Origin of the sequence: Paenibacillus sp. 7523-1 (genome assembly GCF_002276415.1) — a bacterium.
GTDB lineage: Bacteria > Bacillota > Bacilli > Paenibacillales > Paenibacillaceae > Paenibacillus > Paenibacillus illinoisensis_A.
Genome location: NZ_NPBR01000005.1, coordinates 522,982 through 537,868, shown reverse-complemented (window position 1 = coordinate 537,868; position 14,887 = coordinate 522,982). Strand labels below are relative to the sequence as shown.

Sequence of the window (14,887 nt, the reverse complement as noted above, 5' to 3'; positions counted from 1 at the left end):
ATGCCTCCCTGTTAAATCCATCTATTGAATGCCTCAAAAAGTTGAGGGCTTTATGTTGTATTATCGCTTGCCAAGCTGAAAATTAGCTGAAAGGTTTGGAACTTATCCTCAGTTAACATTCAGCGGGGACTCATCCCAATTTTATTTTGGCATGTCACAATACAATCATGAAGAACGAGAAGGAGTGATTGACATTGAAACATGCCAAACGAAGGATTGATCTTGTCCTTCTGCCGATTGTTATATTGGCGGCAATTCTGAACGGATACGGAATTTGGAACGATCATTATACCAATTCCTACTATACGACCGCCGTAGGGAGCATGCTGAGAAATTTCCACAATTTCTTCTACGCATCCCTTGATTCGGCTGGCTCCGTAACGGTAGATAAACCACCCGTCGTGTTTTGGATTCAGACGGCTTTTGCCTATGTTTTCGGATTGCATGGATGGAGTGTTATTTTGCCGCAAGTGTTAGCGGGAATCGGTTCGGTACTGATCATTTATTTCATGGTTAAACCAACCTTTGGACTTGCTGCGGCACGTATTGCTGCTCTGGCCATGGCTACGGTTCCCGTTGTGGCGGCAGTAAGCCGTACCAACAATATCGACAGCATGCTGGTGTTTACGCTATTGCTCGGTTCCTGGTTTTTGTTCAAAGGTACCAAGCAGGGCAGTCCGTGGCGGATCCTCGTAGCATTTGGCCTTATTGGACTGGCATTTAACATGAAAATGCTTCAGGCCTACATGATCCTTCCGGCATTTTATATCTTTTACCTGCTTGCATTCCAGGCGAAATGGAGAAAGAAGATCCTTCTGCTTATTGGTAGTACCGCAGTACTGGCAGTTGTTTCCTTATCCTGGGCAGTGACGGTCGATTCTATACCGGAAAGTCAGCGGCCTTACATAGGAAGCAGCGAGACGAATTCGGTGCTGGAGCTTGCTTTTGGCTATAACGGTCTGTCCCGTCTTACTGGTCAGCAGAACAGAACCGCTGGCGCAGGCATGCCTAACATGGCAGATGATAGAAACCGTGCTTCAGCCGCAGCCTCGGATTCTGATTCATCAGACAACTCCGTTGCTGCAGGCAACCCATCGAATGACGGTTCAACGGGTGAGATGGGGCAAATGAACGGAATGAATTTCCCGCAAGGCGGACAGATGCCGAACGGCGCTGATATGCCAAACGGAAGGAATTTCGGCGGCAATGGTGGCGGAATGGGTGGCATGTTCGGCACAGGGGAAAAAGGTGTGCTTCGATTGTTCCAGACTGAACTGTCGGGGCAGGCCAGCTGGCTTCTGCCAACGGTACTGCTGGGATGCATTGCTCTCTTTGCGGGGCTCAGACGGATAAATATTACGATGAAACATAAGGAAGCTGCGTTTTGGCTGATCTGGTTGCTTCCGGTTGCAGCATTCTTCAGTGTGGCTGGTTTCTTCCACCAATATTATCTGATCATGCTGGCCCCGCCAGTTGCAGCTTTGACTGGTGCCGGATTTGTAGCCATGTGGCAGGCCTATCGAGAACGTAACGGATGGCAAGCCTGGCTGCTTCCTCTTGCCGTTCTGCTTACGACGATCTTCGGCTGGTATATCATGCAGGTCTATGATGACACCATCGGTGCAGGCTGGTCGATCAGCGAACTCATTGCAGGTATTGTGATCACACTCATCCTAATTGTTATGCTCAATCGTCCACATCAATGGAAGCAAGGCATCATCGTGGCAGGGTTTATGGTTATGCTTATTGGTCCAGTCTATTGGGCATTTACGCCGATTACCTACGGCGGTAACAGCATGATTCCTGCGGCGGGTCCTACGGGTTCGAATGGAATGTTCGGCGGCATGGGCATGGCTATGGGAGGCAGACAAGGTGATCGAGATAGCGAGATGACTCCACCTAATGCTGCAAGTGATACGGATTCATCCTTCCCTGGTGCTTCTGGCAGCGGAGCTGCTGATGATAATTCGAGTACAGGAACACCTCCGGCATCTGGTGGAAACATGTTTGGCGGTGGTGGCATGGGAGCAGCTGGCGGACGAGGCGGAGCCGGAAACAGGAACGAAGAAGTAGATAAAACAACACTGAATTATCTCAGAGAAAATAACACAGGAGAGACTTATCTTTTCGCAACGACAGATTATAACCAGGCAGCTCCATACATCATTGATGAGAACGAGGCTGTCATTACACTCGGAGGCTTCTCCGGTTCTGATCCGGTGTATACGACCGAGGAACTGGAAGAGCTTGTGAAGAGCGGACAAGTGAAATACTTCATGGTTGGCGGCATGGGTGGTCGAGGAGGTAATTCGGATATCAGCATCTGGATCATGGAACATGGTACCGAAATTCCGACATCTGAGTGGATGACAGGTACGGATAGCGGAGCTGGCTTCGGCGGACAGAGCAACCTATACGAAGTGAAGTTATAGAGATGGTCAAGTGGAACGAACCGAAATTGAAAAGGGAGGGAATGAATATGGCCCAAAAGTGCCGTTACAGCATCATTATTCCGATGTACAACGAAGAGGCAGTCATTGAAGAAACCTATCGACGTGTGAAAAAGGTTATGGGCAGTACGGGAGAAACGTATGAACTGCTGTTTGTCAACGATGGCAGTGTCGATCGAAGTGCGCAGATGATCCGTGACTATGCACGTTGGGATGAAAGTGTAAAATTAATTGATTTTGCACGCAACTTCGGTCATCAGATCGCGATTACTGCAGGGATGGATTATGCAGCAGGTGATGCAGTAGTCATTATTGATGCAGACCTTCAGGACCCTCCCGAACTGATTCTGGACATGATTGCCAAATGGAAAGAGGGCTATGAGGTAGTCTATGCCCGCCGAACCAGACGAAGCGGGGAGACCCGATTCAAGAAATGGTCTGCAAGCATGTTTTACCGCGTACTCCGGGCTTCAACCGATACGGATATTCCAGTGGATACGGGAGATTTCCGCTTAATCGATCGCAAAGTGTGCGATGAAATGAAACGCCTTCCGGAAAAAAATCGATTTGTCCGTGGTTTGGTCAGTTGGGTTGGATTCAGACAAACAGCGATCGAATACGAACGGGATGAGCGTCTGGCAGGCGAGACGAAATATCCGTTGAAACGCATGCTGAAGCTGAGCCTGGATGGTATTACTTCCTTCTCGTATAAACCGCTCAAGCTTGCGGGTTACGTGGGTGCTATTCTGTCCGTAGGCGGATTTATCTACATGCTGAGTGTGATCATTTCTGCGATTTTTACCGATTCAACGATCAAAGGCTGGCCATCCATCGTCAGCATCATGCTGATATTTAATGGATTTATTCTCATTATGCTGGGCATTCTGGGGGAATACATTGGCCGCATCTATGATGAAACCAAGGCGAGGCCATTATACATTGTGCGAGACGTGTATCAATCGGAGAGTCAGTCCGGACAAGTGCGAATGACAGGCAGAGTTGCTCACCATGATTAATCGGTTGGCCACTCTGATCAAATTCGGGATCGTGGGTGTGATGAATACGGCGGTGGATGCATTGGTGTTTACCATGCTCGCCGCCCTGGGCAGACCCGCTCTGATTGCCCAGCTCATTTCCTATAGCTGCGGCGTATTGAACAGTTATTGGTGGAATAGACGCTGGACGTTCAGGGATGCCAGAAGACAAGGTCCAAATAATGAATTGCTGCGTTTTGTGATTACAAATCTGATCGTTCTCGTCATATCATCCCTAATCTTGTTTCTCTCGAACCACATACTTGGCTGGAATCTGGTCATAAGCAAAGCAGCAGCGACCCTCTTGGGGATGATTCTGAACTATATTGCCAGTCGATATTGGGTTTTCCGTGCTGTGTCTGCAACAGCGTCCTATCCGAATCCGAATACAGATACGAACGAAAGGAGTGTTTCATGATATGAGAATCAAAAAGGCAGTCATTCCGGCAGCCGGACTCGGAACACGCTTCCTGCCGGCAACCAAGGCTCAGCCGAAAGAAATGCTGCCCATTGTAGATAAACCCGCCATTCAATATATTGTTGAAGAAGCGGTTCAATCGGGCATTGAAAATATTATCATTGTGACCGGACGCAACAAAAAATCGATCGAGGATCATTTTGACAAATCGGTGGAACTGGAGCATTCCCTCTATGCCAAAGGCAAAAAGGATTTGCTCGAGCAAGTGCAGGCGATAAGTGATATGGCCAGCATTCATTTTATCCGTCAAAAAGAACCACTGGGACTAGGACATGCCATCGGATGCGCACGTCAGTTTGTGGGAGAGGATCCGTTCGCAGTGCTGCTGGGGGATGATATTATGGTATCCGATCCGCCGGCACTTGCACAGATGATTCATTTGTATGAAAAGACCAACAGTCAGGTCGTGGGTGTACGTCAAGTGCAGCCTGCAGATGTAAGCAAATATGGAATTATCGATTCAGCAGGTGCAGAGGATCGGGTCCACCGAATTACGAATCTGGTGGAGAAGCCCTCAATGGAGGAGGCACCATCAAGAACTGCGGTAATGGGACGTTATATTCTGAAACCATCGATATTTCCCATATTGGATCGGATCGAGAGAGGCGCAGGAGGAGAATATCAATTAACCGATGCGTTAAAAGAAGTGAGTCAGTTGGAAGAGCTGCTCGCTCTTGAGCTTGAGGGCCGCCGCTATGATATTGGCAATCAGTTCGGTTACATCCAGGCTATTTTGGAAATCGGACTTATGCGCAAGGAGCTGCAGCCGGTACTGTCACCATACCTCAAACAGCTCGCAACGCAGTGGGGCTGATTGTATAATGTTTAGCTGCATTAGGTAATGAGGTAGGATATGGTAATCTGAGCATAATGCAGCTTGTCCTTCTGGTAACGAATGCTTTTGTCACTAAAACGTAGTAAATAAATATCCAATTGCAGCAAATTATAAAAAATATGTTTACTTCGCAATGGTAACTTTGATATTATAATCGCAATATCAAATGCGACGAAGAGACGAGTAAATAAAAGTATTCTTTCTCAGAGAGCCCCGGCAGCTGAAAAGGGGTAAAGAATTTTTATTGAATAAAGACTCAGAGCAGCACATCGGAACTTGGCATATAAGGGATGGTGTGACAGGAGCTCCTGTTACAGAGCTGGAGTATAGGCTGTTACAACGGATTAACGGTTGTATCCTTAACTCTTAGAGGCTGATATGGCGACATATGGGCGAATCTGGGTGGTACCACGAGTGTTCAATCTCGTCCCTGAGACTTTTGTCTTGGGGGTGGGATTTTTTTGGTTTTTCCGGGGTGCTCGCAACACGCTTTGGAATCACCTGAATAGTGTTTACTAAGGGAAGAATCATGAAGTCCCATCAACCGATGCAGGAATGAAAATAGCGATTATTGAACTCACACCGAAAGGAAATGATGATTATATGACAGCAAAATTGAAAGTCGGTATTGTCGGAGGAACAGGAATGGTAGGCCAGCGTTTTGTGGACCTGCTGGATGGCCATCCATGGTTTGAAGTAACAGCTATTTCGGCAAGTGCCAACTCGGCAGGCAAAACATACGAAGAATCCGTTCAAGGCAGATGGAAACTCGCAGTTCCCATCCCGGAAGATGTGAAACAAATCGTTGTGCAGGATGCCTCCCAGGTTGAAGCGTTTGCCAGCCAGGTTGATTTTATCTTCTGTGCAGTAGATATGAAAAAGAATGAGATCCAAGCGCTTGAAGAAGCTTATGCCAAAACCGGCACACCGGTTGTCTCCAACAACTCGGCTCATCGCTGGACTGCCGATGTACCTATGGTTATTCCAGAGATCAACCCAGGACACTTGGAAGTGATTGAAGCACAGCGCAAACGTCTGGGCACCAAAACCGGATTCATCGCAGTTAAACCAAACTGCTCCATTCAGAGCTATGTACCTGCACTGCATGCGCTTCGTGAGTTCAACCCGACTCAAGTGGTTGCTTCCACGTATCAAGCCATTTCGGGAGCAGGCAAAAACTTCACGGATTGGCCTGAAATGCTGGATAACGTCATTCCATACATTGGTGGCGAAGAAGAGAAGAGCGAGCAAGAGCCGCTTCGCATCTGGGGAAGCGTGCAAAACAACGAGATTGTGAAAGCTTCGTCTCCACTCATCACGACGCAATGTATCCGTGTTCCGGTAACGGATGGGCATCTGGCTACGGTATTTGTCAACTTTGAGAAAAAACCTTCCAAAGATGAAATTCTGGAGCGTTGGTTGCAATTCAAAGGGCGTCCGCAAGAGTTGGAATTGCCAAGTGCACCGAAACAATTTATTACGTACTTTGAAGAAGAGAACAGACCACAAACGAAGCTTGATCGTGATATTGAACGCGGAATGGGTGTATCCACAGGAAGACTGCGTGAGGACTCCCTGTATGATTACAAATTTGTGGGATTGTCCCACAACACGCTCCGCGGAGCAGCAGGCGGTGCAGTTCTGATCGCGGAATTGCTTAAAGCTGAAGGATATATTCAACCGAAATAAAAAATGATCATTTGAAATACCAAAAAACGCCAACCGTTGTTGGCGTTTTTTTTTGGTTTTTACGTCCCTAGGCTGCCGACGTTTTGTCTGCATTTTGCAGCAGTTGAGAGCGCCGTCCTAGCAGATAACCTGTCAGGGAAGCCAGCATTTGCTGAAATACCATTCCGAGAACAACCGGCACAGCAACGGGAGGTGGGAAATAGGATACGGCAAGCACTGCTCCTGCGCTGATATTGCGCATGCCTCCATTGAAAACGAGAGCCACCTGGTCAGCCTCATTCCAGCCCAGCAATCTTGCAATGAAATAACTGAGTGCATAGCCTAAGGAAGCCAGGAAAATGATGATTGCCGCCAGACCTGCCAGTTTCCAGTTGAAATCGGCCAGATAAGGAGCAACGACCGATCCGTTGATAGCCACTACCACCGCCATAAACAACTTGGAAAATGGATTCAGTCTTGGGCCCCATACCGGTACAATGGCTCCCTTGGTCCATTCATTCAGCAGCATACCCACCAATGATGGCACAACGATCATCCAAAACAGACTGCTCATGATCGCTCCCATATCCAGCGTAACGCTGGTGCCGATCAGGAGTGAAAGAACACCCGGAACGACGAATGGGGCCAGCATGGTGTCAATCAGGATAATGGATAGCGTCAGTGCAATATTGCCACGGTAAATGCTAACCCAGATGAAGCTGCTTACACCAGTCGGAATTACGGCTGCCAGAACAAGTCCGGTTATCGTATAAGCGTCCATCGGAAAAACCAGATGCCCCATACCCAGTGCGATCAAAGGCATCGCCAAATGTAATATGAACAGACAAACAAACAGGGGAAAAGGCTTTTTCAAAACATTCAGAAAATCCCTGAACCCTAGACTGATGCTTCCTGCAAACGTCATAAATGCAAAAAGCCAAGGTGACAAAAAGGTGTACGAAGAAAGAAAGCTTCCGCAAAGTACGCCAATGATAATGCTGGTTGGAGTAATCAGTGGCATGATGCGGTTCAAGCGCTGATTCAAAGCCTGAAGCATATTCATGACATCCCTTTACCGTGTGATTCTTCCATTATACATGTTCAATCCTATGAGTGCAGACCGATTTGCATTCAGGTATCCGGAACAGCTATCATTCAATTAGGTAAATGACTTCTGAAACAAGGAAGGGAAGATGCTCATGATTTTACGTAAACGAAGGCAAACACTGATCATGACAGGCTTTATTGCTGCAAGTATTTTTGTCATCTCGGCTTGTTCTGTTGTGGAGCAGGCAAACGAAAGTTTAAACTACGTTAGCGGAGCAACGGACTATATCGAGCAAATATCCAGTGCTGGTGCGGAGCTCCAGCAGCTCGCATCGGATGCCGTCAACAATCCCCAAATCACCGATCAAATTCAAACGAAAATTGATCAGATTCAAGCGGAAGCAAGTGAATTCTCACAGCTTACGGCTCCGGCCATCGGTGAGAGTATCCATGAAAATTTGGTCAGTTATAACAATCAGTTAACCGAAGTTGTGGATCAATTCGAGACCACCATAGCAGAGCAAGGCTTCACTGCAGAAAACTGGGAAAAGACCGGAATCCCGGATCTGATCAATAATATCAACAGTCTAAAAGATCCGTTGAGCGGATTAGGGAATGAATAAGCTAAATATTCAAATATGAAGTAAAAAAGGTGCGAAACGATGTAATTCGTTTGGCACCTTTTTTTATATTTCTACATGTTGGAGTATTCGATTTCAATTGTTCTCAGGGCTTACCGCTTATCGAGCCAGCGGAGACGTGGTACAATGAGCAGGAATGTTTTTTATCATTTTGTGGTGTCATACACAATGCGTACACCGAGAGAGCCGTAGCTTTCTTCCTTATAATTGCACTGGCTGCAGGTCTTGGTGGCGCAGAGCGGATCACTGGACACATGCAGTTTTTCGTTGCAGTGAGGGCATTTATTTTCAAAAAGAGTCTTGAACAGATTAAGCATGCTTAATCACTCATTTCTGATTAATTTACTTGGTTTTTATTATAGCCGATAAATTTCGCCGCGTATACAGTTTTTTGACAAGGTTTTTCAAGCGCAAGAAAGGAAGAATTACCGATGGATGTTCTGCTTTTTATCATCATGTTTATACTGGGTCTGGTCGGTTCCTTCTTTTCCGGTTTACTGGGTATTGGTGGAGCTATTATTAACTACCCCCTGCTGCTGTACGTTCCCTCTCTTATGGGTATTGAGCCTTTTACTACACATGAGGTTTCCTCCATTAGTATGTTCCAGGTATTCTTTTCTTCGTTGGCAGGTGTAATCGCATTTCAGAGAAAGAAGAGGAAGGCCGGGGACGGGCATGCTTTGGTGAATAGGACGCTCGTGGTATACATGGGCTTCAGTATTCTCATCGGCAGCTTAATCGGAGGCATCATATCCGGCCATCTGGATGGAGATGTCATTAACCTGATTTACGGCATATTGGCGGTCATCGCCATTGTCCTCATGTTGATCCCTGGAAGAGGTACAGAAGCTTCTTCTGATGTGGTGGAATTTAACCGATGGATTGCGGCAGGTTCGGCTCTGGCAGTGGGCGTTGTCTCGGGAATTGTTGGCGCTGGCGGTGCGTTTATTTTGATTCCGATCATGCTGACGGTGCTTCGTATTCCTACGAGAACGACGATCGCCTCGTCCCTGGCCATCGTGTTAATATCCGCGATTGGTGGAGTCATCGGGAAAGTCAGTGGTGGAAGCATTCCGATTGAGCCGATCATCTACACCGTTATAGGGAGTCTGATAGGAGCATCACTTGGCTCGAGAGTCAGTTCAATGATGAATGTAAGTGTGCTTCGCTATGGTCTAATTGTTCTTATTGCTGTTACTGCCGTTAAAGTGTGGGCTTCTATCTTATAAAACAAGGATCAGTGGAGGGACCTTGACGATTACGTAACCAAACGCTTCAAGCGCCGTATAAAGGTTATGAACATGAGCTGGCGAATTTGATACAGCATGAATTCACAACAGTTTTCGTCCATGGAGCACCCTCAATCTCCTCTCATGGATACATGTTTAACATTAATAGAAGTTGAGGTATCCATCCTATGAATAACGCACTTATAGATCATGCCGAAGCAGGATATCAGTTAGCCGAGCATAAGGCAGCCCAGTACTTTGCTTCCCTTCATAACCAGCTAATGAATAACACATATACGACGGTTCTAATGCAGGATTTTCATCAATGGCAAAAGAAACATATTCATCGATTCTCATGGTTACCCTGGATATCACGAACCGCAAGAAAACCCGATTCCCGGGATGTATATAGATATATCCACTGGTTGAACGTAACCGGCAAACTGGACGAGTACCTCGATCGCAGCATCTCCTATATTTATATGAGAGATCTGGGCAAGGCGCTGGATACCCCTGAGACGCAGGCTCGTATTCAGCGGGTTGTGCAGGATACGAAGAAATACTTCATGCGTAAGGATGGAGCGAAACGACAGGGCCAGCCCGATTTTATCAGCCTGGCTGCATTGTATCGCTGGGCTCAGAAGGAAAACGTGGAGACTGCCGTAATCTGGCTGATTCAGAAACTCGAAAACGTCGCTTCAAATATCCCGAAGGAGCTCGACGCAGAGCAGGCACAACGCAAGCTGATTAAGATCATTCTTGGCGTTGTTCTGCATGTGAATGATGAATTGGATGAGACGACGCCAATTCCGGAACGTTCGAAGAGATTTGATGCAGCCATCAGATTGGGATATTCATACGGGTTAACCTATCCATTTATAGACGATCTATTGGATTCACAGGCCCTGACTTCCCAGGAGAAAGAACAGTATTCCCTCCTGATTCGAAAGGCGCTGCTTACAGGAATTGTACCTGACATTGGTGAGTGGAATGGAGACAATGAGGAAGTCATCCGCTATGTTCACTCGGAGCTGCGGGAGGCATTTGAATACATCAAGAATTACCAGCGACCTGAGATGCAGCGAACTTTTTTTGAGCAATCTTATGTTTTTTTTCAATCCCAAGAGCTGGACCGGGCGAAGAAACTTACCAATGCGAACTATACCAATGAAGAGCTCTATATCCCGATTATTATCAAGTCATCTTCATCCAGGCTGATTGTTCGTTCCGTTCTTAGCGCTTCGGAGGATGAAGGCTTTGATGTCCGCACGTTCTATTATGGAATTTACAATCAACTGGCAGATGATTTTGCAGATATGTTTGATGATTTGGAAGAGGGGGCAGTGACTCCGTACACGTATTATTTGAAGTACCGGGATCTGCGTCCTGACTTAATTAATCCATATGAGCTCTATTGGACAGTGATCTCTCACTTGATCCATAATGTGTATGACTCGGATGCCAAAACACGTGAGGTCATATTGGATCGTGCGATCAATGGCCTCAAACGCAGCAGAGAACGCCTGGGACCGGCGAAATATAATGAAATTATGGACATCTTTGCTTCGGGTCAGCCTGAATTTAACGATCTCATTCAACGAATGGTTCGAAAAGCGGATGACGTGGACTTTCTCGATAAATTGCTCAGGGATCAGGTTGTTGTCCATCTGAAGAATGACAAAAAGGAAAAAGAGGATTTTATTCAAACGGTTCGAAACGTTCGTGAACGGATTAACATGGAAGTTCAAATATCCAAACCGAATGCAATTCCGGAAATGAAAGAAACGCTGATTGATGCAGCCAATTACAGCCTGCAGGGCAGCGGCAAACGGCTGAGGCCGATCTTGACCTGGGTTATGGGTGTGCGAGAGTATGGGCTGTCAGAAGCATCGATCGTTCCGCTATTAAGGTCACTGGAGTATATGCATACCGCTTCGCTCATTTTTGATGATCTGCCAACGCAGGATAATGCTTCAACCAGGCGGGGCCGTTCAACCTTGCATCAGGTGCATAACAGCGCCACAGCTGAATTAACAGGCCTCTTTCTGATCCAGAAAGCCATTGGAGAACAATCCTCGCTAAGTCAATTCGATGCTGCAACGGTGCTAACCTTGATCCGATATTCGGCTGAAAAAGCAGAAGACATGTGTATGGGGCAGGCGATGGACCTGAACGCCAAAGGTAAAGCGCTAACGTTGGATCAGCTGAACATGATCTGCTTCTACAAAACAGGCATTGCCTTTGAAGCGGCGCTTGTCATGCCTGCTATTCTGGCACAGGTCAAGGATTCTGAAATTTCCGCCTTGAAGACATTTGCCTACCATGCGGGTATCGCTTTTCAAATCAAGGATGATCTGCTGGATCTGGACGGGAATGACATGGTGCTTGGTAAACCAGCCGGGCAGGATGTCCGCAACAACAATTCTACCTTCGTTTCCATCCTTGGGGAGGATGGAGCAAAGAAAGCAATGTGGGAACATTATGGTCTCGCAACGGATGCACTTGCCGAAATGCCGAAGCATATCCCTTTTTTGAAACATCTGTTGGATTACATTGTTGGGCGTGAGCGCTGACAGATTTTACTCGCGATTTCGTGCACCATTTGACTTATAATTAACTTTAGCGACAAAGGTCGGGAATTCCATGTCTATGGGATCCAGGCCTTGTTTCCGTTTGAAAGACACAAATCACTTGGAAAGAGATGTTTCAATCGCTATAATACGGGGTACTAAGCAGTTATTATGGTTCTAAAACCACTATTCCTTTCGGAACGGACAAGATAAAGAAAAATTTGAAATTTCGACAATCTATTGCATGAGTATATATATCAAAAAGGAGATCTTAAAATGCAGGTTCAAAAGGTTGACCATCACGAATTGTTCGAGCAGATTTATAACCAAGCACCTATTGGAATTGCACTTGTAGCTCCTTCAGGTCAATGGATGAAAGTAAACCCTGCATTTTGCTGCATGATGGGCTATACCAGTGAGGAACTCATGAATCTCAGCTACCAGGATATTACACATCCGAACGACTGCCCGCAGGATATAATCTATGCTGGCGATTTGTTTGAAGGCAGATCAAATGAGTATACGTACGAAAAGCGCTACATCAAAAAAAATGGTGACGTACTCTGGATTTCATTGCATATAGCCTTGGCTCGGGATGAAAGTACAGATGAGCCGCTTTATTTCATTTGTCATATTGTAGATATCACAGATCGTAAGTTGTCCGAACAAAAACTTCTGCACAGTGAAGAGATGTTCAAACTGATTTCGGATAACGCACAGGAGATCATCTACATCGCCAATTTTGAAGGAGTTTGCCGGTTCTGCTCACCTTCGGTTCAAGATCTGCTGGGTTACTCTCCAGAAGACATTATCGGTCAAAATAACAATGCCTATTTCCATCCGTTTGATTTGGAACAGATTTCACAGATGGACTTGACTACGGGGAATATTCTGAATATCAGAGTTCGCCATAAAGATGGACATTATCTATGGTTTGAGACCACATACAAGATTATTGGGGATGCCGAGCAAGAACGGCAGATACTTACCATTGGACGAGACATATCTGAGCGAAAGAAACATGAAGAGATCAGTGCAGAGGCCGAACGGATTGCGATGATTGGTAGTTGGGAATGGGATATGGTCAATGACCAAATCGCCACTTCAGATCAGGTACTTGAAATCTTCGAGCTCGAGCGCACACACAAACGCTACCGGGCAAGGGATGTTCTTCGGGTGATGAATCCCGCGGATGCAGCATCCTTGCAAGAAAAAATCAGAGGCACGAAGCAAGGAGAACCGCTTGATTTCGAATATAAACACATACGCTCTGATGGGAGTGAGAAATATCTTCATTTGCGCGGTCTGATTACGTTCGATGAACATCAACAGCCCGTACAATTGAACGGAACATTGCAGGACATCACCGAACGGAAACTTATTGAATTTAAACTTCAGGAATCCGTGGAACGTTACACTTCACTTAAGAAATATAATCATGACGCCATTATCTCGTTTAACATGGACGGCAACATCATGAATGCGAACCCGGTCGCAGTGAAGATGACAGGTTGTCCTGTGTCAGACATGATCGGCACGAGTATTAGCAGATTCATCGGAGCTGTCAATCTGGGAATGATCCTGCGCAGCAACTACGAATTGGCTGAGAAGGAAATTAACGCTGTTCGTCACACGGATGGCAGTGAGACAGAAGTGTTGGCTACACTTGCTCCGATCATCATCAACAAGACCAATGTTGGATTCTATCTGATTGCGAAGGATATTACGGAACAGAAGAAGCTGCTTGTGGCCAAAGAGACCGCCGAGAGAATGAACAAGGCCAAAAGTGAATTTTTGGCCATGATGAGCCATGAAATTCGCACACCGATGAACGGTGTTATCGGTATGACAGACCTGCTTCTGGATACGCCGGGACTTAGTGAGGAGCAAGAGGAATATATTCGTATTATTCAGAAGAGTGGAGATTCCTTGCTGGCCATCATTAATGATATTCTGGATTTCTCAAAAATTGAGTCAGGTAAAACGGATCTGGTAGATGATCCTTTTGATGTTGGGGAAATCGTGACAGAGACCGTGCAAATTGTGAAACCACTGGCTCGTGAAAAGAAGCTGGATATTCGTTTATGTCTGGATGAGGCCATACCGACTCCGCTCTATGGCGATGCTTACCGTTTGAAACAAGTACTTACCAACATTATCGGCAATGCGGTCAAATTTACGCCAGAAGGCAGTGTGGCAATTGAAGTCGGAGTTAATGAGCAGTGCAGCAATAACATCCTTCTGCAATTTAAGGTGAAGGATTCGGGCATAGGGATTCCTGCTGAGAAAAGACAACAATTGTTTGAGCCGTTCTACCAGTTAGAGAACTTTATGACCCGTAAACCTCAAGGGACTGGTCTGGGTTTAGCCATCAGTAAGAAGCTGGTAGAGCTCATGCAGGGAGATATCTGGATCGAGGAATCGGACGAACCAGGTACAACATTTATATTTACGGCTTCTTTCAAATTAAATAATGATGAAGGTAGCAACCAGTTTGATCAACAGCAGAAAAAGAACAGAAGTACACCTCTGCGCATTCTGATTGCGGAAGACAATGAGGTTAATCTGCTTGTTCTTAGCCGGATGGTTGAGAAAAAAGGGCATTTTGTAGATCATGTGGCAGATGGTGTGGAAGCAGTTGAGAAGGTCAAACGTAATGCATATGATATTGTTTTTATGGATGTGCATATGCCGCACCTTGACGGATTTGAAGCCACCAGAGCGATTAAGGAACTTTCGGACCCCGAAGCATGTCCATATATTGTTGCGGTTACGGCAAACGCCGTCCGAGGCGATAGGGATAAATGCTTGAAGGCAGGCATGGATGATTATGTAAGCAAACCTATTAAGAACGAGTCCATCATGCAAGTGATGGAGAGGTATTACCACAAGAAACAAATCCATCATTGACCTCGTAATAAAGGATCATTTCTGA

General features: G+C 46.2%; 10 protein-coding genes and 1 other annotated feature. Of the genes, 9 read left to right on the top strand and 1 reads right to left on the bottom strand.

The window, feature by feature from the left end; all coding sequences use genetic code 11:
- The first annotated feature begins 194 nt into the window (after positions 1-194).
- The 5 genes from CHH60_RS05805 to asd all read left to right on the top strand — a co-directional run bounded on the left by CHH60_RS05805 (position 195) and on the right by asd (position 6,486).
- A complete protein-coding gene (locus CHH60_RS05805; RefSeq protein ID WP_255247835.1) occupies positions 195-2,432 on the top strand; it encodes a glycosyltransferase family 39 protein in 2,238 nt (745 codons plus the stop codon).
- Between the two features lie 47 nt (positions 2,433-2,479).
- Positions 2,480-3,466, top strand: a complete 987-nt coding sequence (locus CHH60_RS05795) for a glycosyltransferase family 2 protein (protein WP_095358334.1) — start codon at positions 2,480-2,482, stop codon at positions 3,464-3,466.
- The gene (locus tag CHH60_RS05790) at positions 3,459-3,902 is read left to right on the top strand and encodes a GtrA family protein (RefSeq protein ID WP_095358333.1); all 444 of its coding nucleotides are present in this window, start codon (positions 3,459-3,461) and stop codon (positions 3,900-3,902) included. Before CHH60_RS05795 ends, CHH60_RS05790 begins: the two co-directional genes overlap by 8 nt.
- A 1-nt stretch (position 3,903) precedes the next feature.
- Positions 3,904-4,776 carry a UTP--glucose-1-phosphate uridylyltransferase GalU gene (gene galU, locus CHH60_RS05785; RefSeq protein ID WP_095358332.1) on the top strand — a complete coding sequence of 291 codons (873 nt, stop codon included), beginning with the start codon at positions 3,904-3,906 and terminating at the stop codon, positions 4,774-4,776.
- A gap of 183 nt (positions 4,777-4,959) precedes the next feature.
- Positions 4,960-5,232, top strand: a binding site (T-box leader).
- A 168-nt stretch (positions 5,233-5,400) separates the two neighbouring features.
- Positions 5,401-6,486: an aspartate-semialdehyde dehydrogenase gene (asd, locus tag CHH60_RS05780; RefSeq protein WP_095358669.1), complete on the top strand. Its 1,086-nt coding sequence runs from the start codon at positions 5,401-5,403 to the stop codon at positions 6,484-6,486.
- A gap of 67 nt (positions 6,487-6,553) precedes the next feature.
- Here asd and CHH60_RS05775 read toward each other — a convergent pair whose 3' ends face one another.
- A complete protein-coding gene (locus CHH60_RS05775; RefSeq protein WP_095358331.1) occupies positions 6,554-7,522 on the bottom strand; it encodes a bile acid:sodium symporter family protein in 969 nt (322 codons plus the stop codon).
- A gap of 142 nt (positions 7,523-7,664) precedes the next feature.
- On the opposite strand from CHH60_RS05775, the gene CHH60_RS05770 reads away from it, so the two are divergent.
- From CHH60_RS05770 to CHH60_RS05750, 4 genes are all read left to right on the top strand, one after another.
- Positions 7,665-8,135: a DUF6376 family protein gene (locus CHH60_RS05770; protein ID WP_141236937.1), complete on the top strand. Its 471-nt coding sequence runs from the start codon at positions 7,665-7,667 to the stop codon at positions 8,133-8,135.
- A 449-nt stretch (positions 8,136-8,584) separates the two neighbouring features.
- Positions 8,585-9,382, top strand: a complete 798-nt coding sequence (locus CHH60_RS05760; protein ID WP_095358328.1) for a sulfite exporter TauE/SafE family protein — start codon at positions 8,585-8,587, stop codon at positions 9,380-9,382.
- Positions 9,383-9,570: 188 nt separating this feature from the next.
- Positions 9,571-11,955: a polyprenyl synthetase family protein gene (locus CHH60_RS05755; RefSeq protein WP_095358327.1), complete on the top strand. Its 2,385-nt coding sequence runs from the start codon at positions 9,571-9,573 to the stop codon at positions 11,953-11,955.
- A gap of 273 nt (positions 11,956-12,228) precedes the next feature.
- Positions 12,229-14,862 (top strand): PAS domain S-box protein, encoded by a 2,634-nt coding sequence (locus tag CHH60_RS05750; RefSeq protein ID WP_095358326.1) that lies wholly within the window; start codon positions 12,229-12,231, stop codon positions 14,860-14,862.
- Positions 14,863-14,887 lie beyond the last annotated feature (25 nt).

Coding starts and splice junctions, on each gene's coding strand:
- CHH60_RS05795 (WP_095358334.1), top strand. CDS start 2,480: ATGGCCCAAAAGTGCCGTTACAGCATCATTATTCCGATGTACAACGAA.
- CHH60_RS05790 (WP_095358333.1), top strand. CDS start 3,459: ATGATTAATCGGTTGGCCACTCTGATCAAATTCGGGATCGTGGGTGTG.
- galU (WP_095358332.1), top strand. CDS start 3,904: ATGAGAATCAAAAAGGCAGTCATTCCGGCAGCCGGACTCGGAACACGC.
- asd (WP_095358669.1), top strand. CDS start 5,401: ATGACAGCAAAATTGAAAGTCGGTATTGTCGGAGGAACAGGAATGGTA.
- CHH60_RS05775 (WP_095358331.1), bottom strand. CDS start 7,522: ATGCTTCAGGCTTTGAATCAGCGCTTGAACCGCATCATGCCACTGATT.
- CHH60_RS05770 (WP_141236937.1), top strand. CDS start 7,665: ATGATTTTACGTAAACGAAGGCAAACACTGATCATGACAGGCTTTATT.
- CHH60_RS05760 (WP_095358328.1), top strand. CDS start 8,585: ATGGATGTTCTGCTTTTTATCATCATGTTTATACTGGGTCTGGTCGGT.
- CHH60_RS05755 (WP_095358327.1), top strand. CDS start 9,571: ATGAATAACGCACTTATAGATCATGCCGAAGCAGGATATCAGTTAGCC.
- CHH60_RS05750 (WP_095358326.1), top strand. CDS start 12,229: ATGCAGGTTCAAAAGGTTGACCATCACGAATTGTTCGAGCAGATTTAT.